The organism is Litorimonas haliclonae, from assembly GCF_965138505.1.
GTDB lineage: Bacteria > Pseudomonadota > Alphaproteobacteria > Caulobacterales > Maricaulaceae > Litorimonas > Litorimonas haliclonae.
Map to the genome: position 1 here is coordinate 185,940 of NZ_CBCSCO010000003.1, position 24,124 is coordinate 210,063.

Below are 24,124 nucleotides of genomic sequence, written 5' to 3' on the forward strand. Positions count from 1 at the left end.
CGCCTCGCTCTCATGGGCCTTGTAGGCGGCAAGAGGGGCTGCAAATGATTAAAGGAATAGGGTGAAAAAGCGCGCAAAGACATTCCTGCCTGACCTTTCGGGTCATCTGGCCGGGAGTGCGTCATATTGAACTTACCTGCGTGCATCAAAACTCTCAGTATCGCGGATATTAGACACAAAATATGCCAACCGCGTAGATAAGATAGGGACAGGGGTAGGGCCGAAAAAAATGGGTCCGCACCTTGCGACGGATGTGTCGGTGCCGTTCTTATCTGAATCCATGTTTGCCCCATATTAAACTGGTTTGCAAAGCCTATTTCATATTGATATCTTTGAAAGGTGATTTTAGCTGTGATAAACGCATGTCACTGTAAGAGTTTATTCACTCCCATCCGTAAATAAGGTGAGTATGGCCTCTATTCGCAAGTTATTAACTTTACTTGGCGGTCTGACAACGACCGCCCTATTCTTGCCTATGTCGGCGTGCGCGGGGCCGAATGTGACTCCCCGCGTGAAACCAACACTGAGCCAAGCCGTGGCGGCTCCCGCGCCGCGCCGGGCGCCTATAGTTACAGAACCACGTTACTTTAAAAACAGTGTTCCGCACCCCCGTTTGGCCCCCCACATAAATGGAGCAATCGATCAGTCGGAATTTTCGCGTAAACCTGTTATTTTCATTGACCCCGGCCATGGAGGCCGCGACCCAGGAGCGATCGGCGTAAAGGGGACGTATGAAAAAGAGATCACGACCAAAGCCTCAAACTCGCTAAAAGCCCTGCTCGAGAGAACGGGACGCTATGACGTTAGAATGACCCGGGATAGGGATGTCTATGTTGATCACGACCTACGTTTGCGCGTGGCAAGAGAGGGCGGGGCAGATCTCTTCATTTCTCTCCACGCCGATAGTGCAGGGACACGATCCGCTCGTGGAGCTTCTGTTTACACTTTGGCTGATCGCGCAAAGGGACGTTCCAAAAAACTGGTAAGTAGCTCGCAAAACTGGATTGTGGATGTCGATTTATCCAAACAGTCCGACCCTGTGGGAGATATTTTGGTCGATCTCGCACAAAGGAAGACTGAAAGCCAATCTGAACAATTTGCGGATATTTTATTATCCGAACTTTCTGGTTCAACTGAGTTGGTCGGGAACTCACATCGCCGCGCCGGTTACTTTGTGCTACTAGCCCCGGATGTGCCAGCGGTTCTATTAGAGCTTGGTTTTTTATCAAACCCCCAGGACGAGACACTCCTACTTCAATCCTCACATCGAGATAAGATGATGAGGTCTGTTGTTAGCTCAATTGATCGGTATTTTGCCGAAGAGAGATAAGCTCTGCTAAACAACTTTTTGAGGTCTAAGGCGCAGGGCCTGACTGAAGAATATAATTGCGCCTTCAATCTCTCACATTAAAGTCTTACATTCGACAGAATTGGTTGCCAAACTAAGGGCCGATTCGAAGGGTATCTGGCTGTCTATGACTAAGTTTCTCCGTATATTGAAATGGGTAATCGCAATTGGTTTCGGCTTTGCGGTGGCCCTGGCAATTTTCGCGTTTGTTTATGTCGTCAAAGCGACCAAAGACCTCCCGACCCTTGAAGTTTTAAAAGAATATCAGCCGCCGGTGATGTCCCGTGTTCATGCCGGGGACGGAAAACTTATCAGTGAATTCCGGACTGAAGCGCGTGTGTTCGTACCTATTGAAAGCGTCCCACTCCAACTTCAACATGCCTTCGTCGCGGCCGAAGACCAGCGTTTCTATAAGCATGACGGGTTCGATGAACGTGGCTTCGCCCGCGCGATGATCGCCAATGTTGGGCATGTCTTGAATAACCGCCGACTAGAGGGCGGGTCCACACTGACCCAGCAAGTCGCCAAGAACTTCCTTGTAGGAAACCAGCGGAATATTGACCGGAAAATCCGGGAAGTTGTTATTGCTCGCCGTATCGAAAAAGCAATGACCAAGGATCAAATTCTTGAGCTATACCTTAATGATATTTACTTTGGCCGGGGCGCTTATGGCGTCGCAGCGGCGTCTTTGAATTACTTCGGGAAGCCGATGAAAGACCTCAGTTTGGAAGAGATGGCTTATTTGGCCGTACTTCCAAAAGCGCCGTCAAATTACCAAATACATGACCCAGTCAAAAAAGAACGGGCTCTTAATCGCCGAGCCTATGTCATCAGCCGTATGGTAGAGGACGGATACGCCACGGAAGCTGAGGGCGAAGCGGCCAAAGCGACAGATATTGTTTTGACCGATCGGCTCGAAGGCGAAGAATATCTCGCGGCTGAATATTTTGTTGAAGAAGCGCGAAAGCAAATCTCGCAAATGTATGGCTATGATGAACTTTACACCGGTGGGTTGTCGATCCGTACGACGCTCGACACCTCAATGCAGCTCAACGGCCGCCGGGCTTTGCGCCGCGGCCTGGAAATGTTTGACCGTCGGCATGGCTATCGCGGACCTCTCACGCATTGGGACAATCTCGACGACTGGCAGGCCCGCTTGAGAGAATATGAAGGACCCAAAGATGTAGAGGATTGGCGCGTCGCTATCGTACTGGCTGTCGAAGAAGATAAGGCAGACTTAGGGTTTTCTCCCCCTAAAGTAGAAGCGACAGCTTCGGAAAACATAGGCGAGACTGTAACGGCGGTCACGGCTGAGGTCGCAACCGAGGCAAGAGAAGATTCAGCAGAGAATGCGTTACTTCAAGACCAAGACACCTCAGGGACAATGTGGCTAAAAGATATCCGATGGGCCGGGGAAGCTCTGCCAAATGGGCGTTATAGCAATCAGCCAGCATCCGTAACAGAAGTCGTCTCCGTGGGCGACATCATTCTTGTTCAGCGCAAGGAAGACACTGACGAGTATAATTTGCGCCAAGTTCCAAAGATCAATGGAGCCTTAATCGCGATGGACCCACATACCGGTCGGGTTCTGGCCTTGGTCGGGGGCTATAGCTTTGAACAAAGTCAGTTTAACCGCGCAACACAAGCCCAGAGACAACCCGGTTCCGCCTTTAAACCCTTCGTCTATGCAGCGGCCCTGGAAAATGGATATACGCCGTCCAGTCAGGTTCTGGACGCGCCCTTTGTAATTGAACGCAACGACGTGAATTGTCAGGAAGGGGCCTCCGCGGGAGCGAACTGTGAGAGATATTATAAACCCTCAAACTATGACTCTGGAAAGTTTTATGGCTTGAGCACGTTGCGGTTGGGTATTGAAAAATCCCGTAACGCCATGACGGTCCGTTTAGCCAATGACATCGGCATGGAGCCGATTATGGATATAAGCAAGCGCTTCGGGATTTATGAAAACCCCCGGCCCGAACTGGCTTGGGCGCTGGGTGCCGGAGAAACAACGCTCCTTAAAATGGCGACTGCCTATTCTGAAATGATAAATGGTGGGAAATCGGTCACGCCCACTATCCTCGACCGGGTCCAAGACGGAACCGGGAAGACTATTTTTGTCCATGGCAATGTTAACTGTAATGAATGCCAACAAGAAGAATATGAAGGTAATCCTCCACCGGAGTTACCGGATCTCCGAACTCAAATTATCGATCCGGTTACGGCCTATCAAATGACGTATATTATGCAGGGCGTTGTCGAAAACGGAACCGGCGGATCTGTTCGTAGCTTAGGGCGGCCATTAGGCGGGAAGACAGGCACAACGAATGATTCCAAAGATGCTTGGTTTATGGGCTTTTCTCCGGACTTGGTTGTAGGCGTATATGTCGGAATGGATACACCCGAGTCTATGGGGAGGGAAACCGGCAGTTCTGCTGCTGTACCGATTTTTAAAGACTTCATGGAAGACGCATTGGAGGGTACGTCTCCTGTGCCTTTCCGGATTCCCGAAGGCGTCACATTGGCTCCCGTCAATCGTAATACCGGAGCGAGCTCTTACATTGGGGCGCCGAATTTCATACTGGAAGCCTATCGTCCCGGCACAGAGCCCGGAGTCGGGGAGCTATCCTCAAGCATTCGCGTAGGCAGTGGTTCTGATACTCGCTCTTATTATGGTCAGAGTCGTCGTTTTGACCAAAGGGAGGCTCTTGAAAATGGCGGCGCAGTTTTTGGAAGGGCAGGCCAGGGCGGAGAGGGTGAGACCGAAGAGGGTGTGTTTGATCCTACAGGCTCCCTGCAGGAGCCGGACTCACAAAGTCAGACGCCGGATGTGGAAGACCCAGAACCGGAAACTATTGACGACGGCTTGTATTAAGGTATTTGACCGCCATGCGTGCCGATATTTCTCAAATGAAAACTGAAATTGAGCAGTCTATAGAGCTGCTGAGGAGGCGTCTTTGACTGGGAGCCGTCTGAACACCGCTTGGCAGAATTAAACGCTCTCGCCGAAGATCCGTCCTTTTGGGACGATCCTCAAAAAGCTCAAACTTTGATGCAAGAGCGCTCTCGTCTTGAAAGCGCATTTGAGTCGATTGGAAAGCTTCAAAGCGATTTGTCAGACAACGTCGAACTGGCTGAATTGGCAGAAATGGACGACGATGACGAGATGCTTGAGGCCGCGGCACAGGCGTTGGTTAAAGTCCAAGAGAAAGCGGCCGAAGCCGAACTGGAAGCTCTGCTTTCCGGTGAAGCTGACGCTAATGACTGTTTCGTTGAAATTCATCCGGGCGCGGGCGGCACTGAAGCCCAGGACTGGGCCGAAATGGTCCTTCGAATGTATTCCCGTTGGGCGAATTCACGAAATATGAAAGTCGAAGTGATCGAACACGAGGACGGCGACGGGGCAGGCATCAAGTCAGCCACAATCAAAGTGAAAGGCCATAATGCCTTTGGGTGGCTGAAAACTGAATCTGGCGTGCACCGTCTCGTGCGTATATCGCCCTATGATAGCTCAGCGCGGCGACACACCAGTTTCGCATCGGTTTGGGTATATCCTCAAATCGACGACTCGATTGAGATTGAAATTAATGAGAGTGATTGCCGCGTCGATACTTACCGCGCGTCTGGGGCCGGGGGACAACACGTTAATAAAACCGACTCTGCCGTGCGTATTACGCATGAGCCGACCGGGATAGTTGTGCAGTGCCAGAATGACCGGAGCCAACATAAAAATCGGGCGCAAGCGTGGGATATGTTACGGGCGCGGCTCTACGAGAAAGAGCTCCAGGAACGAGAGGCGGCGGCTCAGGCCGAAGCTGATAATAAGGCGGAGATTGGGTGGGGCCACCAAATTCGATCCTATGTCCTTCAGCCATATCAGATGGTGAAGGACTTACGGACCGGGGTGGAAACGTCTGATACGTCCGGCGTTTTAGATGGAAAACTGGATCCGTTTATGGCGGCTGCTCTGTCAGCTCGCGTAAATGCCGGAGAAGAAAACTGAGCATAAAAAAAAGCCACCTATTGGCGGCTGATTTCGATATATAAGTGAGATAGACTTAGCTGGCTTTTTTAGCCGAGCCAGTCTTAGTTTCGGACGTTTTCGCCGTGCTTGTCGGCGTTGATTTTCGGGCGCATTTGCCGTCAAAAAAGGCTCCATTTGCGATCATCAACTGATCCTGCACCAGATCAGCTTGAACATTGGCGGTTTCAGCCAGCTCAATAGAGCCTGCGTCCACTTTTCCAGTTATTTTTCCTCGGACATGCACACTTTTGGCAATAACCTTGCCGTTAATAATGCCTTGTTCTCCAATGGTGATATTTCCGGCATCGACATTGCCGTCAACGCGGCCGTCAATCTGAACGTCGCCATCTGTCTTTATGTCACCCGTGATAATCAGGTCGCGGCCCAATATGGACGGGCCGGAAGAGACGCGCGGCGCAGGAGAGGAGGAGGATTTTTTAGCCTCTTCTTGCGTCGGGGCGTTTGAATTCGTTTTATTGAACATAGAGGCCTGCTCTCAAAAAGTTTTCCGGGTCATAGACACGGCCCTGGAAATGAACTTCATAATGTAGGTGAGATCCTGTGCTTCGTCCTGTCGATCCCATCCCGGCTATTTTCTCCCCCCGAGAAACTTTCTGCCCCTTTTTAACAAATGATTTCTGCAAATGAGCATAGCGAGTAATAAATCCGTGCCCATGGTCAATCTCGACAACGCGGCCATACCCGCCATTACGGCCCGCAAAAGAAACCACGCCGTCTGCAGTTGCTACGATTGGTGAGTTCGTGCGTCCACTAAAGTCAGTGCCTTCGTGGAAAGTTGGGCGACGCGTGAAAGGGTCGTGACGTACCCCGTATTTGCTCGTTTGATATGTGTTGTCACCTACTGGATACCCAAGGGGAAGCGAGAGCACGGCTTTATCCAATGCTTCTGCTTCTGAAAGTCTGGCTTGAATACTGGCCATACGTGAGCCGAATTTACCGTCTGCCAGAGGAACATCTTCTCCATTTAATGGAACATAGAGGCCGCCTTTACCAAATGGGCCTTCTTTGAGGACTGTGTCCACCTGCATATTGGTTGCACGGATCAAGGCTCTGTTACGTTCAATCCGATCCAAAGTTTCTGCTTCTGCTGAGATTAGGATTTTGTTTTGTGTTTGGTCGATCGTGTTCAGAGATTTATCAATGTTGAGGCCTGTTTCAGCCATAGCATTCGGAACTATCGCCTTGCGCGGCACCCGGGGACTGGCATCTCTAAGGGTCGGAGACATTAATACCCGGTTCGACGCATATTTGACAGTAGGTAAAACCGTTTGATTGACAGGGGCGGAAGCCTGAACAAGCTGAGAAATGGCCATATGCTTTTCTTCAAAGCTTTTGGCCATCGTTTCGAAGCTTTGTTTTTGTTCGGCGAGTAAAAGTTCTGCGTTAAGCTGCTTTGCCCGTTGGTCGGCTAGCATTCTCTCATATTTTGCTTCTACCCGTTTGACTTCCTTTGCTGGTGCACGAAGCGGGTTATGGCCCCAAAACAGGTTAACCATGGTGGCCAAGCACCAAAGCATCATCACAGAGAGAACCGTGACTGCGATAAGTTGGAAACGAGTAGTGAAGACATAGTATTTCACTTCACCTCCGGAACGGAGATAAATTTGACGTTCCGGAAACTGTTGCAGAATGCGTTGGCGCGCATCCGCCACGACGTCATTTATCATAATTCCCCATCCGCATGTGAATAATTTCCCTCTTAGACCAAAAGGTCATAATCAGTTCAAGAGCTTTTACACGTTAAGAACTGTTATACTCGTGTAAACCGTCGTTAAACTATATTAACAAATTGCTAATGGGGCGTAATAATCCTCTGTCAGGCCAGCTAAAGTGCGGGCTTGCACATTAAATGGAGGTTTTAATCGCCCCGCAAAATGCGTTTTTACTAGCTTGTGGAAATAAGGGCGAGGTGATTCTCCTTCTAGTTGGGCAATATTTTGAAACCATTTCGCCCCAATTTTGACATGGCCGATTTCATCTTTGTAAATCACCTTCAGGATAGCGACGCTTTTCTCGTCTCCAACTTTCTCAAGTTTTGCGATCATACCCGGCGTTACGTCCAGACCTCGTGCCTCTAAGACCATAGGGGCGATAGCGAGCCGCGCCGCAATATCGTGGCGGGTCTTGAAAGCGGCGTCCCATAAACCGTTATGGGCGGGATAGTCGCCATAAGCGACCCCAAGCGATGCCATTCTATTTGTAAGCAAGTTAAAATGTTTCGCCTCTTCGGCGCAAACCTGGCTCCAATCTTCGATGAAGTCGCTTTGAAGGTCTGGGTAAATCAACGGGTGGCTGGCAAAACGCGCAATCATATCTGCTGCTAGATCAATTGCGTTCAGTTCAATATGGGCGATAGCGTGGAGGAGGGCGCCCCGCCCTTCTGGAGAGCCTAAACGTCTGCGCGGGACTTCGCTTGGAAGGACAAGGTCAGGTTTTTTCGGCCTGCCAGGTTTGCTTTCAGGCGCATGGTCGGTCTCATACTTATCACGGCAGCTTGAATGCCAGTGCTCGCGAAGGGATAGAGCGGCAGCCGCTTTTTCATTCGGCGAAGTCAGGTGCAGAACGTCACAGGCATGTTCGATCGGATTGAAAGTCATCGTCTAAAAGAAAGGCTACTTGCCTTTGACTTCTTCAAGAACGGCGTCGACATGACCTTTAACGCGAACCTTCCTCCAGATGCGTTGAATTTTTTGATCAGGTCCGATCAGAAATGTGGCGCGTTCAATGCCCATATACTTTTTGCCATACATGTTCTTTTCAACCCATACTCCGTATTTCTCGACAACGTCTCCCTCAACATCTGCCCCGAGCCGAACTTTTAGATCATGTTTGGCGATGAATTTATCATGTTTTTGGGCTGTGTCTTTTGAAATTCCGATAATGGCGCAATTATGCGCTTCAAATTCTTCCTTTAGTTCAGAAAACTGGATGGCTTCTTTGGTGCAACCCGGCGTGTCATCTCTGGGGTAAAAATACAGTACAACAGATTGACCTTTGAGGTCTTTTAATTTCACTGTGTCTCCGCCGTCGCTTTCTAGGTTAAAGTCCGGTGCATTATCACCAATTTTTAAGTCACTCATATTAGGCTTTCGGTCTATGGCAGTTCAATTACAGAAGCGCCCATAGCCAGACACAAGGCGGTAGGCTAGAGCGTTTTTCAGCATGACAGAAGAAGCACCACATATAAAGCCTGATGCTTCACCCTCTGAGCAGACCGGAGCGGAGTCGAGAATTTTATATTGGACCAAGCGGATTATCTACCGCCTGTGGCGAGTGACTGCAGAATTGGGCGTTGTTATTATGGGGGTAGCCATTGCTTGGCTCTATGGCGTCTCCTGGCTTTTATCACAACAAAGCGTAGACATATCTGAAGCGCGGGGTGTTCTCGGTCAGCTTTTTGCTGAGGCGGTTGCCGGCGCTGGGGTGGAAATTCCGAAAATGCGTCTGGATTGGTACCCGGCAACGGATGACATCGTTTTTACCGGCCAAAACATCAGCATTAACACGACGGATGGAACTGAGTTTCAAAACCTTCCGACTTTGCAGACTTATTTTCCTCTGGGGGAGTTTAGAAAAGGAAGCCTCATTCCGCGTAAGGTTGTTTTGACGGGGGGGGTCGTCAGTTGGGTGGAGGATGAGAACGGTCGTATCCGGGCCGGGCTTGGGACGCCGGACACTTTGGGGCGTTTAGGACCGTTATGGCAAGGACGCCGCGCAAGCTCACGTCAACGAGCTGCTATTGATTTAGACGGGGTTGAAGCGGTCGAAGTGACCGGGGCTCGTGCATATTATATCAACTCCGTGAACGGACTTGCCCTGTCCCTTGATGACGTTGCATTGGATTTTCAACGTCAAAGAGAGGACTTAAGTTTCGACTTGATGGCGCAGCTCAACCAGTCTGAAATCAAAGATCAAATCCCATTATCCCTTTCGGTAATGACGAATACAGAATTTGATAGTTTTGATGTCTCTCTTCAGGCAGTTGGTATTAACCCTGCAATTTCAGGCCCGACGAAAGGTCGTTATTCCGAGATCCGGGATATAAATGCGCCTGTTACGTCAAGAATGAATTTTATTTATGGCCCTGAGATCGGTCTGCAATCCGCTGACCTCGACATTAAGGTAGATGCTGGACGCTTTGAACGTGAGGATTTGGGCCAAACATTTGATTTTGAATCCGTGGCTACAAAAGCCTTCTTGAATCTCGGGGAAGACGAGATGACTGTGGAGCGGCTAGATGTTGCGGCGCCTTTATTAAGCTTTAAATCCAAGGGGACGCTATCCGATTTAGATACGATTAATGACGGCGATATTAACTCCTCTCCTTTCTTTGACCTTAATTTCGAAAATTTAAGTCTGGACGCCCGCCCGGTTTTTGAAAAGAGGCTTTCCTTTAAAGGGCTGGACATAGCTGGACGTCTCGATGTGGACGCCCAAACGCTCCGCATGGAAACCCTGACTCTTGATAGAGGGACACATCAATGGGTTGCCTCAGTCTTTTTGGATAGGAACGAAGAAGGTGTCTTCGAAGCGATAAGAGCGAAGGGCGCACTTCAAGGAGAGCTTTCAACGCCGGAATTATTAGACGTTTGGCCTGTTAAATTTGCAGATGGCGCGAGGCGCTGGCTGGGCCGATCGGTCACAGCTGGAAAAGTCGATGCACTTAGCTTTGAGGCCGATCTTGAGCGGCAAGGGGAAGAGTTAGTCGAAAATGTAATGGATATGGATTTCACGGTTCGCGATGGGACGGTAAAATATATCTCTACTATGACGCCACTAACCCAGGCCTCTGGCACCGCGAAGATTGCCAATAATAGTCTAAATTTTGACCTCAATGGCGGGCGGATTGGGGCTTTAACAGTTTTACCAAGCCAGGTCGAAATACCGGTGCTTCAGCCCAAGGGCGGAGATATGATTATCACGATGAATGCCCAAGGCGGTGCATCAGACATGTTGGGCCTATTGGGTCAACCGCCGTTTGAGCTTACCGACAGGTACGAGATTGATCCGATTGACGTACAGGGGCAAGGCGAAGTCAAACTTACTATAACCCGGCCATTACTCGAATATTTTGATCAAAGCCGAATTTTATATGACGTAGAGGGGAATTTTACCGATGTCTCTGCACCGTCTAAAATTGGCACTTATAAGCTGACGGAGGGAGAAATATCCCTTCATGTTGATAATTATGGATTGCAGGCTTCAGGGCCGGTTAAAATTGGTCCGTGGAAAACAAATCTGGAGTGGAAAGAGACGTTTGATGAAGGTCTGACGCCGACTCAATATCATTTATCCGGAGATATGGATCATAACACTCTTGATGAATTCGGTGTTGGGTTTCGAGAGTATTTTTATGGCGCAACAAAGATTGATATTCGGGCTACCGGGACTGAGGGTAATATTCGCTCCGCTCTTATTGAGGCAGACCTTAGCGCGACTGAAATTAGCGTGGGCGATTATTGGAATAAACCAAAGGGGGTAGAGGGACGGCTGTCGGCATCTCTGCTTAGGGATGGTGACGCTTTTGACATTTCGAATCTTGTAGTTTCAGCGCCCGGCTTAGAGATCGAAGGACAAATAGCGTTTCGGTCCGACCTTGCTTTGAAAAATCTTGTTTTTGAGACTTTGAAAGTTTCAAATTTGGTTGATACTCAACTGCAAATTCAGCCGGATGCAGAAAGAGAGTTACTAGCTGCCACATTGGACGGAACCTTACTGAATTTATCCTCGGTAATAGATCGTTCGCTTTCCGCCCAGACGTCCACTCTTGAGGCTCCGATTTCGTTGGAAGCAAATTTGGAAGAACTTATTCTTGACCCAAAGTTCAAGGCGCGCAACGCCTCCCTTTTATATAATCATAATGGTCAGGACATGACGCAGTTAAACCTTTCGGCTGAGACTGAGGAGGGGCCTGTACGAGTTAGTCTAGAGACAGACGAAGTAACGAAAGTCCGAAAGGTTGACGTAAAGTTTCCTAGGGCATCCCAGGCAGCGAGCGCCTTTCTTAGTGTCGATAGTATCCAGGGCGGTAAATTCTCAATGACAGGTCATTTACCTCTGCCCGGAGAAGAGGGAAGTTTTATTGGCCAGGCCGAAATTACGGACTTCAGAGTTAGAGAGGCGCCCATTCTGGCGCAGCTCCTCTCGCTAGGGTCCCTAACAGGCTTGTTTAATACGCTCTCGGGAGAGGGCCTCATGTTCGAGAATCTCGTCATGCCTTTCCACTTTTCCAAAGGGGTTTTGACTATTCGCGAAGCGCGTGTTTACGGCCCTGCGCTCGGAATGACAGGCGAAGGCAATATTGATTTAAGGAATGAAACTGTGGATTTGGACGGAGCTTTGGTTCCGGCCTATACAGCGAACTCGCTATTAGGGGATCTGCCAATTATCGGGGATGTACTGGTCGGAAAAGAAGGAGAAGGCATTTTTGCTCTAAGTTATCAAGTGGTGGGGCCATTTGAAGCCACGCAAATTGCGGTGAATCCCTTATCGGCTCTGACACCTGGTTTCTTGCGTGGAATATTCCGCAAAAAACGAGATGATATGCCAGAGGTCGAACAGTTAATGGATCAAGCGGAAGAAGTCGCGCCGACCGCTAGAGAGGCAAATGAAGGGTTAGACGATCTTCAGTAAAGCGTGTTTCTTCTTACCAACGGACAGTTTGATAATACCCTCATTCACATCTGAGCTCTGAAGTGTTCTCTCATGTGTCGTGACTTTCTCGTCATTCACTTTGAGCGCGCCGGCTTTGATGTGGCGACGGGCTTCTCCGTTTGATCCCGCCAGACCTGCCGTGACAGTGGCCGCTAAAACTCCAAGAGAGCCAAGCTCATTTTCCTGAATTTCGAATGTGGGAAGCCCTTCTGCCGCCATGCCTTGCTCGAATGTCTGTTTAGCTGTTTCAGCGGCTTCTTTTGCCGCGCTTGCGCCGTGCAAAAGAGTTGTCGCTTCATCTGCCAAGCGGGCTTTGGCAATGTTGATTTCGGCGCCTTCAAGGGCTTCGAGTCTGGCGATTTCGTCCAAGGACACATCTGTGAAAAGACGTAAGAACCGACCGACATCGGCGTCGTCCGTGTTACGCCAAAACTGCCAATATTCATATGGGGTGCGGAAATGGTGTTCGCTCAGGCCCGGATCGCCGTTTAGCCAAATGGCGCCATCAACCGTCTTACCCATCTTTCCGCCTGAGGCCGTCGTAATGAGCGGAGTGGTAAAGCCAAAGACTTCATTGCCTTCCATACGGCGCGTGAGATCCACACCCGTAACAATGTTACCCCATTGGTCTGAGCCGCCCAGTTGGAGAGTGCAGCCATAGCGTTTGTTGAGTTCAACGAAATCATAGCTTTGCAAGAGCGGGTAGTTGAATTCCAGAAACGTCATCGGCAATTCATTCTCAAGTCGGCGCTTCGCCGTTTCCATCGTCACCATGCGGTTGATGGTAAATTGGGTGCCGACTAAGCGCAGAAATTCAATGTAGCCAAGATTGTCCAGCCATTCGGCGTTATCAACGAGAATCGCCGGATTATCTCCGTCGAAATCAATGAAATTTGAAAAGACCTGTTTGATACCCGCCTTGTTTTCTTCGATCATTTCATCGGTAAGGATGGGGCGGGTCTTGTCCTTCATGGACGGGTCGCCAATTTTAGTTGTGCCGCCCCCGAGTAGGACTATGGGTCGCCCGCCTGACTTTTGAAGGTGTCGCAGCATCATGATTTGCACCAGCGATCCGACATGAAGGGTGGGCGCGGTGCAATCAAAGCCGATATAGCCTGTCACAACGGATGTAGAGGCAGCTTTGTCGAGCCCCTCTTCATCAGTGCATTGATAGAGAAACCCCCGCTTGGAAAGCGTTTTCATTAAATCGGATTTGTAATTGGTCATAAAAGCATCTTAGTTTTTTTACTTTGCGGCTTCTATCAAGCGGAAAAATCATGTCAAAGGCAAAGGTGATGGAATCGAAACGATATATGGCATTAGGTTTGATGAGCGGGACGTCACTGGACGGTGTTGATGCGGCGGTTATCGAAACGGATGGGGAAGAGATTTTTAGGTTTGGGCGGACTATTTGCATTGATTTTCCTGATGACGGGGGGGCTGTGAAGGATGCGGTGAAAATAGCTTTGAACTGGCGGTTTAACGGTCCGCCCCCCAATAAACTGCAGATCGGGTCTGATTATATTGACGCGGTTCACATTGAAGCAATCGGATCCCTCGGGATAGAGAATGTGGATATCATCGGTTATCACGGTCAGACGGTATTCCATCAGCCCGCGCAAAACGGCGAGAAGGGCCAGACTCTTCAACTGGGCAGTGGCCAAACCCTTGCGACAAAATTCGGTGTGCCTTGCGTGTATGATTTTCGTACAGCCGATGTGAAAGCGGGCGGGCAGGGCGCGCCTCTGGCGCCTATCTATCACCAGGCTCTATGCCGCTACTCCCAATTAAAGGGGCGCATCGCCGTCGTGAATATTGGCGGCGTTTCAAATGTGACCTTGATAGACGGCAACAAGCCTCTCATTGCAACAGATTGCGGACCCGGTAACGGCCCATTGGACAGCTGGATGGAACTTAAGGGGGGGCGGAATTACGATTTGGCGGGTGAACAATCCATGAAAGGCCATTCTGATTTAAAACGTATCGCCAGGTGGTTTGAACGGGATTTCTTCAAGAGACCCACGCCTCGTTCGGCAGATCGATATGATTTTGACGTTTTGGCTGACATGCGGGGTATGAGTTTGGAAAACGGCGCGGCAACTTTGGCAAGTTTCTGCGCGCAATCCATCTCCCGTGATCTTCGAGCCTTTACGCCGGACAATATAATCGTCTGCGGGGGCGGGCGTCATAATCCCGCCATTATGGGGATGCTTGATATGCATACGGACGGTAACGTACTAAGCGCAGAAGACGTCGGATGGGACGGAGACGCGCTGGAAGCGCAGGCCTTTGCCTATCTGGCGGTCCGGACGGTCAAAGGTTTGCCGATTTCTTTCCCCGGAACCACTGGCGTTCCGTATCCCATGACAGGAGGCGTTGTCGCGCGCCCTTAATTCGCTTACACCATATGAAAAATACTGGAGAATATTTTGTCTACTTTTAAAAATGCCGCTTTTCCCCTTCTTGCTTCGGCCTTCTTTCTTGGCTCCTGTGGAGATAGTCAGGCGCCGCAACCGGAAACAGAAACGCCTGAAATTGAAACATTTGCGGAAAGACCTGTTGTCGAAACGACGGACAAGTTCACTTATGCGAATTATAAGGACGTCCGTCTTACGCATATAGATTTAAATCTGGATGTGAATTTCGAAGAGAAGGTCTTGGACGGCGTCGCGACTCTGGATTTTGAGCGGATTGATCCTGATGTTGAAACTCTGGTGCTGGATACCAAAGACCTGACGATCAATTCTATCAGCCTTGTAAACGGCGAAACGACCACCCCAGTCGAGGACTACACCTTAGGAGAGGCCGACCCCGTTTTGGGGCAAGAACTTCGTATTCCGCTGGGTGAAGAGACTGAGCAAGTCCTTATCGACTATACAACATCGCCCACTGCCGAAGGCCTGCAATGGTTGTCCCCTGAACAAACCGCGGGAAAAGAAGACCCTTATCTTTTCTCTCAGGCTCAAGCCATCAACGCTCGCACAATGGCCCCTTTACAGGACACCCCCGCCGTGCGCCTGACCTATTCTGCCACGTTACGCGTGCCGGACGGTCTACGCCCCCTAATGAGTGCGTCGCAGGGCGAGGAAAACGAAGACGGAGAATATCAATTTGATATGCCGCAGGCTATTCCGTCCTACCTCATTGCCATTGCCGTAGGTGATATCGAGTTTAAGGCGATCAATGATCATATCGGGGTTTACGCCGAAGATTACATTCTCGACGCCTCGGCGGAAGAATTCTCGGAAACTCCCATGATGGAAGAGGCCAATGAGGAGCTGTATGGCCCCTATCGCTGGGGACGTTATGACTTGATTGTTCTGCCGCCGAGTTTCCCATTTGGCGGGATGGAAAACCCCCGCCTTTCTTTCATGACTCCGACCCTGATTGCCGGCGACAAAAGTCTGACCAATGTTGTTGCGCATGAACTGGCTCATAGCTGGTCAGGTAATTTGGTGACGAACGCCACTTGGCGCGATGCCTGGCTGAACGAAGGTTTCACGTCTTATGTCGAAAATCGCGTGATGGAAAAACTTTATGGCGAACGCCGCGCCGTCATGGAACAGGCTCTCGCACTTGAAGATCTGAAGCGCGACATCGCGGGTGCGGCTCGTCCAGAGTTGACGCAGTTGAAGTTGCCGGCAGACATTTCCCATCCCGATGATGCGTTCTCGCAAGTGGCTTATGTCAAAGGTCAGTATTTCTTGATCTTTTTGGAAGAGCGCTTTGGCCGCGCGGCTTTCGACCCGTTCCTAAAAAGCTGGTTTAACGACCATGCCTTTGAGAGTGTGACGACAGAGGACTTTCTGAATTATATGAATGAGAATTTGCGGGTGGATTTTCCGGATGCTGTAACCGACGCCGAAATTGACGCTTGGGTTTACGAGCCAGGCTTGCCAAACACCGCTAAGAACCCCCAATCCGACGCATTTGAGACGGTTCAGACCCATTCTGATGCTTGGGTGGCGGGAGAGCTATCAACTTTCGAGCTTGAAGAAATAGCGGCTGAGTGGTCGACGCATGAGTGGCTTCATTTCCTCAATGGTTTGCCGGATGATCTGGCCTCTGAGCAATATGAAGATCTAGACAAGGCGTTTTCTCTGACAGGCACGCAAAATGCGGAGACAGCTTTCGCCTGGTACATGCTTGCAATCAAAACGGATTATGAAGCGGCGTATCCGGATCTTGAAGGTTTCCTCATGACGGTTGGACGTGGGAAGTTCATCTATCGCCTTTACGACGCTTTAAAGGAAAACGGTAAAGCCGAATGGGCGGAGCGCGTCTATGCCGAAGCCCGTCCCGGATATCATCCCATTGCGCAGCGCCGGATCGACGATATTTTAAATGAGGCATAGGTCTTCTATGATTAGGTAATAAAAAAACCCGGCTCGAAAGGCCGGGTTTTTCTTTATTCGGTAAGCTTTATTCAATGAGTTTCGGTGCTCTCGGAGGCGAATACCGGGGGTCGAGATTTTCGTCCAGATAGTCCTCAATCACGTCTAGAGCAATTTCCAGATGATTGGTGTAGAAATGATCCGCGCCTTCGATTTCATGCGTTGAAATCTTGTGACCCTTTTGCACGCGGATTTTATCGACAATCCGGTCCACGTCATCGGCAGGGACAATCGAGTCTTCAGATCCATAAGTGACCAGACCTGACGCCGGGCAGGGGGCGAGGAACGCGAAGTCATACGTATTGGTCGGCAGAGACATGGAAATAAATCCGGCGACTTCCGGGCGGCGCATCAAGAGCTGCATGCCAATCCACGCGCCGAAGGAGTAACCCGACACCCAAGAGAACGGCGCGTTCTGGTTAAAGCTCTGTAGCCAGTCAAGTGCATAGGCTGCGTCTTGCAGCTCGCCCTGACCGTTGTCGTAAACGCCCATAGAGCGTCCAATACCGCGGAAATTGAAGCGCAGGACGGAGAAGCCGCGGCGCTTATAGCTTTCATACATCGCAACGGGGATGCGGTGATCCATATGACCGCCCGCTTTCGGGTGAGGCGATAGAATCAACGCACAAGGGGCTTGCGGGTCATCCGAGGGGTGATAACGACCTTCGAGACGACCATCCGGTCCGGCAAAAATGACTTCAGGCATTAACCCTCACATAAATATGGGTCGCTTCGGCGTAACGTCCTGTAAAAAGGTGGATATGTCGCGCGAAAGAACCCTGTTCTAATCTTGACTAAATAGGTCAGGATACATACATCCTGCTTGTAAATTGTCGGTTCGCGCGCCCTTTAACAAGACCTGCTGCGAATTGCGAGAAAAACCTTCATAAAGGAGCCTGAAACGCTTTGAAACTCACTGCCAAAGGACGATACGCCGTAATGGCGATGGCCGACCTTGCCGCGCAAGGCGAAGGTGTGCGCTCGTCTTTAGCTGATATTAGCGAGCGTCAGGGCATTTCTATCACCTTTCTAGAGCAATTGTTTAACAAACTTCGCAAAGCCGAACTGGTAAAATCCGTGCGCGGGGCAAAAGGCGGCTATATTCTCAATGTTCCGGCTGAATCCCTGACGCTCGACCGTATTATTCATGCCGTCAATGAGGATATCAAAGCCCATGGCTGCACGCCGGATGACCGACTCGGATGTACCGGCCGGACAAGCCGTTGTCTGACCCATAATCTTTGGGGCGCCCTAGAAAGCCATATAGAGCAATTTCTGGCTTCTGTGACTGTTCAGGACGTCGTTGAGGGGCGTTTGCCCGTCTTGGCTGTTCGGACGCAGGAATTGGAGGCGGCGGAATGAGTAGCCTCCCTAAAAATAGAACTTATCTCGATCACAACGCGACGACCTTTACGTGGCCGGAAGTGATAGAGGCTGTCACCGAGGCCATGTCCGTGGACGGAAATCCAACGGCGCAACATGTCGATGGCCGCGCCGCTAACGGAATTGTGTCCAAAGCCCGGGAGGCCGTGGGTCTGGCGATGGGAGTCTGCGCTCAAGACGTTATGTTTACAGGGAGCGGAACTGAAGCTGACAACACAGCCATTTGGTCCGCAATTCAGGCGGGGTGCAAACACCTCTTAATATCCTCCATGGATCATCCGGCAACAATATTAGCGGCTGAGAATTTCGGCGTTTCTTTCGAGCTCATCCCGGCGGATCGAGAAGGCCGCACAGATGTGACTTGGTTGGCGAAGAAGCTGGGCACGTGGGACAAAAGTCTCGGACGGCCTTTCGTCTCCATCGTGGCCGCAAACTCCGAAACAGGCGTGGTTCAAGATGTAGAGACGGCGACAGAGCTTGTTCGCAAAGCCGGAGGTCTGATTTTGGTCGACGCCGTTCAGGCATTAGGCAAGATTTCTATGACCTTTATGCCCGATTACCTTTCTGTCTCCGCCCATAAAATTGGCGGCCCAAAAGGTGTGGGGGCGCTTTACGTGGCCCCGGATGCACCTTTTACGCCGCTCTTGTCAGGTGGGGGGCAGGAACGCCGCCGCCGTTCTGGCACTCATAATGTTGGTGGAATTGCTGGGTTTGGCGCGGCCTGTGAGATGAACATCAATCTGGAACATACACGCGAACTACGCGCTATTTTAGAAGCAGAACTTAAAAGAATGGAGCCGGATCTGGTGATTTTCGGTGAGGGCGCTGACCGCATTCCAAATACCAGCTTTTTTGCCATTCCTGATGCGAGCTCCATGACTTTGATGATGGCGCTCGATCTCGAAGGCATTTCCGTTTCGACCGGAACGGCGTGTTCTTCTGGCAAGGTCGGGGAAAGCCGCTCTATCAAAGCCATGGGACGGCTCGACGAAGCCCCGAAAGGCGCGATCCGCATAAGTTTCGGCGATAATGCAATCTTGAATGAAGTCGAAGACTTCCTCGTGGCGTGGAGCAAGATACGCCGAAAGCCGCTCCCTTTTAAGGTCGTTCCAAACGATTTCGCGGAAATTCGACCTCTAGAGAGCAAACAAAAGACAGCTGCAACCAAGATAGGTGCAACATGAGTGAACAGGTAAAAGTCAAAGAGTCCATTGAGCAATCCACTGTTGAAGGTGTGCGCTCACTCGAGGCCGACAAATATAAATACGGATTTGATTCCGATATCGAACAAGACTTCGCGCCCAAAGGGTTGGACGAGGATATTGTTCGGTTCATTTCTGCCAAAAAGGAAGAGCCGGAATGGCTGCTTGAGTGGCGGCTAGAGGCTTATCGCCGCTGGCTAACGCTGGAGGAGCCGGACTGGGCGATGGTTAAATATCCCAAAATTGACTATCAGGACGCCTATTACTACGCGTCCCCGAAGAAAAAAGAAGGCCCGAAATCGCTGGATGAAGTTGATCCGGAAATTCTGGCTGTTTACGACAAGCTGGGCATTTCCTTGCGCGAACAAGAGGTTCTGGCCGGAGTAGAAGGCGCGCCGAAAGTTGCCGTAGATGCCGTGTTCGACTCTGTGTCCGTTGTGACGACATTCAAAGAAGAACTGGCCAAAGAGGGCGTTATTTTCTGTTCCTTCTCCGAAGCTGTTAAAAACCATCCAGAGCTTGTCAAAAAATATATGGGATCGGTTGTGCCGATTACAGACAACTATTTCGCGACGCTCAACAATGCTGTCTTTTCTGACGGATCCTTTGTTTATATTCCGCCAGGGGTGAGATGCCCGATGGAACTTTCAACCTATTTCCGGATGAACGCGCAGGGGACGGGCCAGTTTGAGCGCACGCTCATCATTGCGGATAAGGGCTCTTACGTCTCTTACTTGGAAGGGTGCACGGCGCCTATGCGGGACGAAAATCAACTTCATGCGGCGATTGTTGAGATTGTTGTGCACGAAGATGCGGAAGTGAAGTATTCTACGGTCCAGAACTGGTGGCCGGGCGATAGCGAAGGCAAGGGCGGGGTCTATAACTTTGTGACTAAGCGCGCCGATTGCCGCGGTGACAACTCCAAAGTGTCATGGACACAAGTTGAAACTGGCTCTGCTGTGACCTGGAAATACCCAAGCTGCATCCTTCGCGGCGATAATTCCCAGGGCGAGTTTTACTCCATCGCGATTACCAATGGCTATCAACAGGCCGATACCGGCACGAAGATGATCCATTTGGGCAAAAATACAAAATCCCGCGTGATTTCCAAAGGCATCAGCGCCGGGAAATCCAACTCGACCTATAGAGGTCTCGTTAGCGCTCATAAGAAAGCCACGAATGCCCGGAACTTTACACAATGCGATTCTTTGCTGATTGGCGATGAATGCGGCGCGCACACTGTGCCTTATGTTGAAAGTAATACGCCGAGTGCGCAGTTTGAGCATGAGGCCACAACGTCCAAACTATCGGATGATCAACTCTTTTATTGCCGTCAACGCGGCCTGTCAGAAGAAGAAGCTGTTGCGCTGTTGGTCAATGGGTTCTGCCGTGACGTGCTGCAAGAACTCCCTATGGAGTTTGCGGTTGAGGCGCAGAAACTGGTCGCCATCAGTCTGGAAGGGAGTGTCGGGTAATGGCACAAAAAGAAACGCCGAATAAGGCCGTATGGATTGCCCTTTTCTCCGTTCTTGTGGCGCTGATTGTCGTGGGCTTGTCCTTGAGTGTCGTGTTGCGTTCAGACGATACTCCACCTGTAGAGATGTCTGAGGAAACAATCCTCGACCCACAGCCTGGTGATTTGACACCTCCGGATAAAACGGCTGAACCGACGGAGCCCGAAGGGGTAATATCTGCGCAGAAGATCACCATTCCGGGAATGGAATTGGGGATGTCTTATGCCGAGGTTGAAAACCTCTTGGAAGACCGATTTGAACCAGAGACGAATGAAGGGAATCAAAGCTTCGATATGCGCCTGACTCCGCAAACCGCGAATGGTTATAGCCTCATTGCGACAGCACATAATTTGATGGACGATTCTGTAAAAGCACAGGAAATCACAGCCATGTTCCGCCCGGGCGAAAGCGATAACTTCGTGCTGTCAGAGTATAATGTTCGCGTTCAATGTCGCAGGGGCTCTAACGCCGGAAATTGGCAACAGCAGGTCTGTCCGTAATGCGGCTTTTCCTTATTATACCCGCTATGGCGGCGCTTATCGCTTGTTCTCCGGACACGCCCAGCGCGCCTGAAGCAATCGTTGAGGCGCAGACGGCGGCCGTCACAGACCCGACCGACCCGGCTTCAGTGGAAGGAAGAACGGAAACGCCGCCTGCAGCCCCGATTGTGCGGGAAAAGCGTAATTTAGAGGATATTGATTTTACCGCCTATAGTCAGGATCTGGCGAAGTATACGGGTTTGAAAGTGGGTCAGTCGCGCATAGAAGCAATAGATCAAGTCCGGCTTTATTTCGCACCGGAGAATGCCGACACAATCTTGCAAACTTCGTCCAGCCAGTTTGACCGAGAAGATGGGTCGGTGCTGATTTTTTCCGCTGAGGGATTTGCCGATGATGCGATCAAAGGCGAAGAAATCTATCTGATATTATCAGGGCCTATGAACGATCAAAAATTAGCGGCTTTCGGCTCGCGCATCAAATGTTGGCGCGGCGAAAACACAACAGACTGGCAGACGGAAGCCTGCCCCTAATGAAGGACCTAACAATGGCTAAAAAGCCTGACGCAAAACGGAAATTTATCCAACTCTCTGAGGGAGAGAAGACCTATGCGATGTCCCGCGCTGTAGTGCAGGGCGATTGGTGCTTTGTCTCCGGGACAGTCGGATATGATTATAATTCAGGTGAATTGCCGGAAAGCGCGGCGCAGCAGGCGCAGAACACTTTCACGAATATCATGGCGGCGCTGAAAGCGGCCGGGTTTGAACTCGGCCATACAATCCGGGTGCAATACACCGTGTCTGACCGCAAATATGTTGAAGAAGTGCTCCCCGTTTTGCGTAAGCATTTCGGCGCCATTCTGCCGGCGGCCACCATGGTAATCGCGGGAATGGTCGATGAGAGAATGAAAATTGAAATCGAAGTGACGTGTTTTAAAGGCGCGTAACAAATTTAACCCTTTCATTTCGCATGGCGCGAAGAGCAAATGCGGAATGATAGGGGGTAAACTGAAGAATTGATGAGAAGTATAAAAATGTTAAAAATCAATAACTTATCCGCGACCGTTGATGACGGTCAGAAAACAATATTAAAGGACCTCTCGCTGGAGATTCCGGCGGGGGAGGTTCATGCGATTATGGGACCGAACGGGGCCGGCAAATCGACCTTGTCCTATGTTTTGACGGGCCGTGACGGCTATGAGGCTTCGGACGGCTCTATCGAGTTTGAAGGCGAAGACCTGCTCGATATGGACCCGGAAGAACGCGCGGCAAAAGGCCTGTTCCTATCATTTCAGTATCCGCTGGAAATTCCCGGCGTGCCGACTATGACATTCCTAAAGACCGCGCTAAATGCCCAGCGCAAAGCGCGCGGCGAAGAAGAAATGAAAGCGCCGGAGTTTTTGAAAAAGGCTAAGGCTTTGGCCGCGGAGCTGAAGATGAAGCCGGAAATGCTAAAACGCCCGCTCAATGTCGGTTTTTCCGGCGGCGAGAAGAAGCGTATGGAAATATTCCAGATGATGATGCTGGAGCCGCGCTTTATCGTTATGGACGAGACTGATTCAGGCCTTGATGTTGACGCTATGCGTATCGTCGCCGACGGGGTGAACAAGTTGCGCTCCAAAGATCGCGGTATGCTGGTCATTACCCATTATCAGCGTCTGCTTGACTATATTGTACCGGACAAAGTCCACGTCCTCGCAGGCGGTAAAATTGCCGACTCAGGCGATGCGGAATTTGCCAAGAAACTCGAAGCGGAAGGATATGACGCCTATGCCGCTTGATCTTAAAACATTACCCAATCGCCGACAGGAAGCGTGGAAATGGACGGACGTTCAGGCCAAGGTCAGTGACGACCAGAATGGTCTGACTCGAACTGCTATTCCGGAATTTGAAGTCCCTGAAGGCGTGAAACTCTCTGAGGGCGAAGGCCAAAAAGGCCACGGAGCCATGGCAGAGCTTGCTGCGCAATTTGGCGGGCAAAGCTGGAATGTTTATGTTCCGGCGGATACCCATCCCAAAAGCGACTTGGCCATTGACCGTTTGACCCAAGGCCATGCCCGTATCGCCATCATGGTCGATAAAGGCGCGAGCCTGACGATCACAGAGAATTATGAAGGCGCCGAGAATGGATTTTCCAATCTGGATCTGCAAATACATCTCTCCGAAGGCGCGACGCTTTCCCGCCGAATTATTCACCGCGACCCGGATAGCCATATTCGTATTTCCCATGCACATATTGCGGCAGAGGTGAACACGACGATTACGCAACATTGCCTTTCATTTGGAGGTGCGTTGAGCCGTTTGGAAACGCATCTGACCTGTGAAGGTGAGGGCGTGAAAGCGGTATTGAATGGCGCTTACTTGCTCCGCGATAAACGTCACACGGACATGACCAGCTTCATTCGATTGAAGCAGCCCGATAGCCATATCCGCCAAGCCGTCAAAGGCGTGGTCACAGATAAAACGCGCGGCGTATTTCAAGGCAAATTCCTCGTCGAACGTCCTGCACAACACACAGACGCGGCCATGCGCCATGACGCGCTCATGCTGTCTGACAACGCCGAAGTCCGCGCCAAGCCAGAGCTGGAAATTTACGCTGATGATGTCGCTTGTGAACACGGGAACACGATCGGAGCCTTAGATGACAGCGCGCTGTTTTATATGCGTCAGCGAGGTATTCCACTGAAGCAGGCGCGGGCGCTATTGACCGAAGCTTTTGTCGCCGAGGCATTTGACAGCTTGACAGACGAAGACTTGCGCGATTCCTTAAGCGAGCAGATCCGGGAGTGGTTGGAGACAGCTGAGTGACACTGGCCGTAACTGCCATAATCCTTATCGGAATTGGTCTGTTTCTAGCAGGCCGCATTTCCGAACGGAGTAAGGGCCGGTCAAGAGTTACAAGTTTTATGCGAATATTCGGTTTGACGCTCGTTTTCTACGGCGCCCTTAAAATCGTTTTTGGAATTTAGATGTTCGGCACAGAGATGGTTCACGGCGATTTAAGTAAGGGCTCAAAAGGCGGAAAAGAGGGATGACGTCCTCCAACCTTGCCATATTGCTTTTCGTTTGTGCCGTGACGTTGTTTATT

At 50.6% G+C, this 24,124-nt stretch carries 20 protein-coding genes; 14 read left to right on the forward strand and 6 right to left on the reverse strand.

What is annotated here, in order from left to right:
• The first annotated feature begins 409 nt into the window (after window positions 1–409).
• The 3 genes from ACNA05_RS08260 to prfB all read left to right on the forward strand — a co-directional run bounded on the left by ACNA05_RS08260 (window position 410) and on the right by prfB (window position 5,351).
• Window positions 410–1,330, forward strand: coding sequence for an N-acetylmuramoyl-L-alanine amidase family protein (locus ACNA05_RS08260; protein WP_415810977.1), 921 nt, complete (start codon window positions 410–412; stop codon window positions 1,328–1,330).
• A 145-nt stretch (window positions 1,331–1,475) separates the two neighbouring features.
• A complete protein-coding gene (locus ACNA05_RS08265; RefSeq protein ID WP_415810978.1) occupies window positions 1,476–4,223 on the forward strand; it encodes a penicillin-binding protein 1A in 2,748 nt (915 codons plus the stop codon).
• Window positions 4,224–4,237: 14 nt separating this feature from the next.
• Window positions 4,238–5,351 (forward strand): peptide chain release factor 2 gene (prfB, locus tag ACNA05_RS08270; RefSeq protein WP_415810979.1). Its coding sequence is split into 2 segments (ribosomal slippage): window positions 4,238–4,306 and window positions 4,308–5,351, totalling 1,113 coding nucleotides; the frame shifts between segments, so codons are not numbered across the junction.
• A gap of 55 nt (window positions 5,352–5,406) precedes the next feature.
• Here the strand turns inward: prfB and ACNA05_RS08275 are convergent.
• The 4 genes from ACNA05_RS08275 to bcp all read right to left on the reverse strand — a co-directional run bounded on the left by ACNA05_RS08275 (window position 5,407) and on the right by bcp (window position 8,473).
• Window positions 5,407–5,856 carry a bactofilin family protein gene (locus ACNA05_RS08275; RefSeq protein ID WP_415810980.1) on the reverse strand — a complete coding sequence of 150 codons (450 nt, stop codon included), beginning with the start codon at window positions 5,854–5,856 and terminating at the stop codon, window positions 5,407–5,409.
• A complete protein-coding gene (locus tag ACNA05_RS08280) occupies window positions 5,846–7,060 on the reverse strand; it encodes a M23 family metallopeptidase (protein ID WP_415810981.1) in 1,215 nt (404 codons plus the stop codon). The genes ACNA05_RS08275 and ACNA05_RS08280 overlap by 11 nt, the downstream gene beginning before the upstream one ends.
• Window positions 7,061–7,174: 114 nt before the next feature.
• A complete protein-coding gene (locus ACNA05_RS08285) occupies window positions 7,175–7,990 on the reverse strand; it encodes a ferritin-like domain-containing protein (RefSeq protein WP_415810982.1) in 816 nt (271 codons plus the stop codon).
• Between the two features lie 15 nt (window positions 7,991–8,005).
• Complete coding sequence (gene bcp, locus ACNA05_RS08290; RefSeq protein WP_415810983.1) at window positions 8,006–8,473, reverse strand: thioredoxin-dependent thiol peroxidase; 468 nt, start codon at window positions 8,471–8,473, stop codon at window positions 8,006–8,008.
• A gap of 82 nt (window positions 8,474–8,555) precedes the next feature.
• On the opposite strand from bcp, the gene ACNA05_RS08295 reads away from it, so the two are divergent.
• On the forward strand, window positions 8,556–12,026 hold the full coding sequence (locus ACNA05_RS08295) for a YhdP family protein (RefSeq protein WP_415810984.1): 3,471 nt from the start codon (window positions 8,556–8,558) through the stop codon (window positions 12,024–12,026).
• On the opposite strand, the gene tyrS is transcribed toward ACNA05_RS08295, so the two are convergent.
• The gene (tyrS, locus tag ACNA05_RS08300; protein WP_415810985.1) at window positions 12,009–13,274 is read right to left on the reverse strand and encodes a tyrosine--tRNA ligase; all 1,266 of its coding nucleotides are present in this window, start codon (window positions 13,272–13,274) and stop codon (window positions 12,009–12,011) included. The two genes, ACNA05_RS08295 and tyrS, sit on opposite strands and share 18 nt — an antisense overlap.
• Window positions 13,275–13,324: 50 nt before the next feature.
• On the opposite strand from tyrS, the gene ACNA05_RS08305 reads away from it, so the two are divergent.
• Window positions 13,325–14,440, forward strand: coding sequence for an anhydro-N-acetylmuramic acid kinase (locus ACNA05_RS08305; RefSeq protein WP_415810986.1), 1,116 nt, complete (start codon window positions 13,325–13,327; stop codon window positions 14,438–14,440).
• 36 nt (window positions 14,441–14,476) lie between these two features.
• Window positions 14,477–16,402: a M1 family metallopeptidase gene (locus ACNA05_RS08310; RefSeq protein ID WP_415810987.1), complete on the forward strand. Its 1,926-nt coding sequence runs from the start codon at window positions 14,477–14,479 to the stop codon at window positions 16,400–16,402.
• A gap of 67 nt (window positions 16,403–16,469) precedes the next feature.
• On the opposite strand, the gene ACNA05_RS08315 is transcribed toward ACNA05_RS08310, so the two are convergent.
• Window positions 16,470–17,147: an alpha/beta hydrolase gene (locus ACNA05_RS08315; protein WP_415810988.1), complete on the reverse strand. Its 678-nt coding sequence runs from the start codon at window positions 17,145–17,147 to the stop codon at window positions 16,470–16,472.
• Window positions 17,148–17,347: 200 nt separating this feature from the next.
• Between ACNA05_RS08315 and ACNA05_RS08320 the strand changes: the two genes are divergently transcribed.
• From ACNA05_RS08320 to sufD, 8 genes are all read left to right on the forward strand, one after another.
• Entirely contained in the window at window positions 17,348–17,803 is a 456-nt protein-coding gene (locus ACNA05_RS08320) for an Rrf2 family transcriptional regulator (protein ID WP_415810989.1), read from the forward strand.
• Window positions 17,800–19,008 carry a cysteine desulfurase family protein gene (locus ACNA05_RS08325; protein WP_415810990.1) on the forward strand — a complete coding sequence of 403 codons (1,209 nt, stop codon included), beginning with the start codon at window positions 17,800–17,802 and terminating at the stop codon, window positions 19,006–19,008. The genes ACNA05_RS08320 and ACNA05_RS08325 overlap by 4 nt, the downstream gene beginning before the upstream one ends.
• Window positions 19,005–20,501, forward strand: a complete 1,497-nt coding sequence (gene sufB / locus ACNA05_RS08330; protein ID WP_415810991.1) for a Fe-S cluster assembly protein SufB — start codon at window positions 19,005–19,007, stop codon at window positions 20,499–20,501. The genes ACNA05_RS08325 and sufB overlap by 4 nt, the downstream gene beginning before the upstream one ends.
• The gene (locus tag ACNA05_RS08335) at window positions 20,501–21,040 is read left to right on the forward strand and encodes a hypothetical protein (RefSeq protein WP_415810992.1); all 540 of its coding nucleotides are present in this window, start codon (window positions 20,501–20,503) and stop codon (window positions 21,038–21,040) included. The genes sufB and ACNA05_RS08335 overlap by 1 nt, the downstream gene beginning before the upstream one ends.
• Complete coding sequence (locus ACNA05_RS08340; protein ID WP_415810993.1) at window positions 21,040–21,570, forward strand: hypothetical protein; 531 nt, start codon at window positions 21,040–21,042, stop codon at window positions 21,568–21,570. The genes ACNA05_RS08335 and ACNA05_RS08340 overlap by 1 nt, the downstream gene beginning before the upstream one ends.
• Window positions 21,571–21,584: 14 nt before the next feature.
• Window positions 21,585–21,983 (forward strand): RidA family protein, encoded by a 399-nt coding sequence (locus tag ACNA05_RS08345; protein ID WP_415810994.1) that lies wholly within the window; start codon window positions 21,585–21,587, stop codon window positions 21,981–21,983.
• 87 nt (window positions 21,984–22,070) lie between these two features.
• A complete protein-coding gene (sufC, locus tag ACNA05_RS08350) occupies window positions 22,071–22,817 on the forward strand; it encodes a Fe-S cluster assembly ATPase SufC (protein WP_415810995.1) in 747 nt (248 codons plus the stop codon).
• Window positions 22,798–23,844 carry a Fe-S cluster assembly protein SufD gene (sufD, locus tag ACNA05_RS08355; protein WP_415810996.1) on the forward strand — a complete coding sequence of 349 codons (1,047 nt, stop codon included), beginning with the start codon at window positions 22,798–22,800 and terminating at the stop codon, window positions 23,842–23,844. Before sufC ends, sufD begins: the two co-directional genes overlap by 20 nt.
• The last annotated feature ends 280 nt before the right edge of the window (window positions 23,845–24,124 follow it).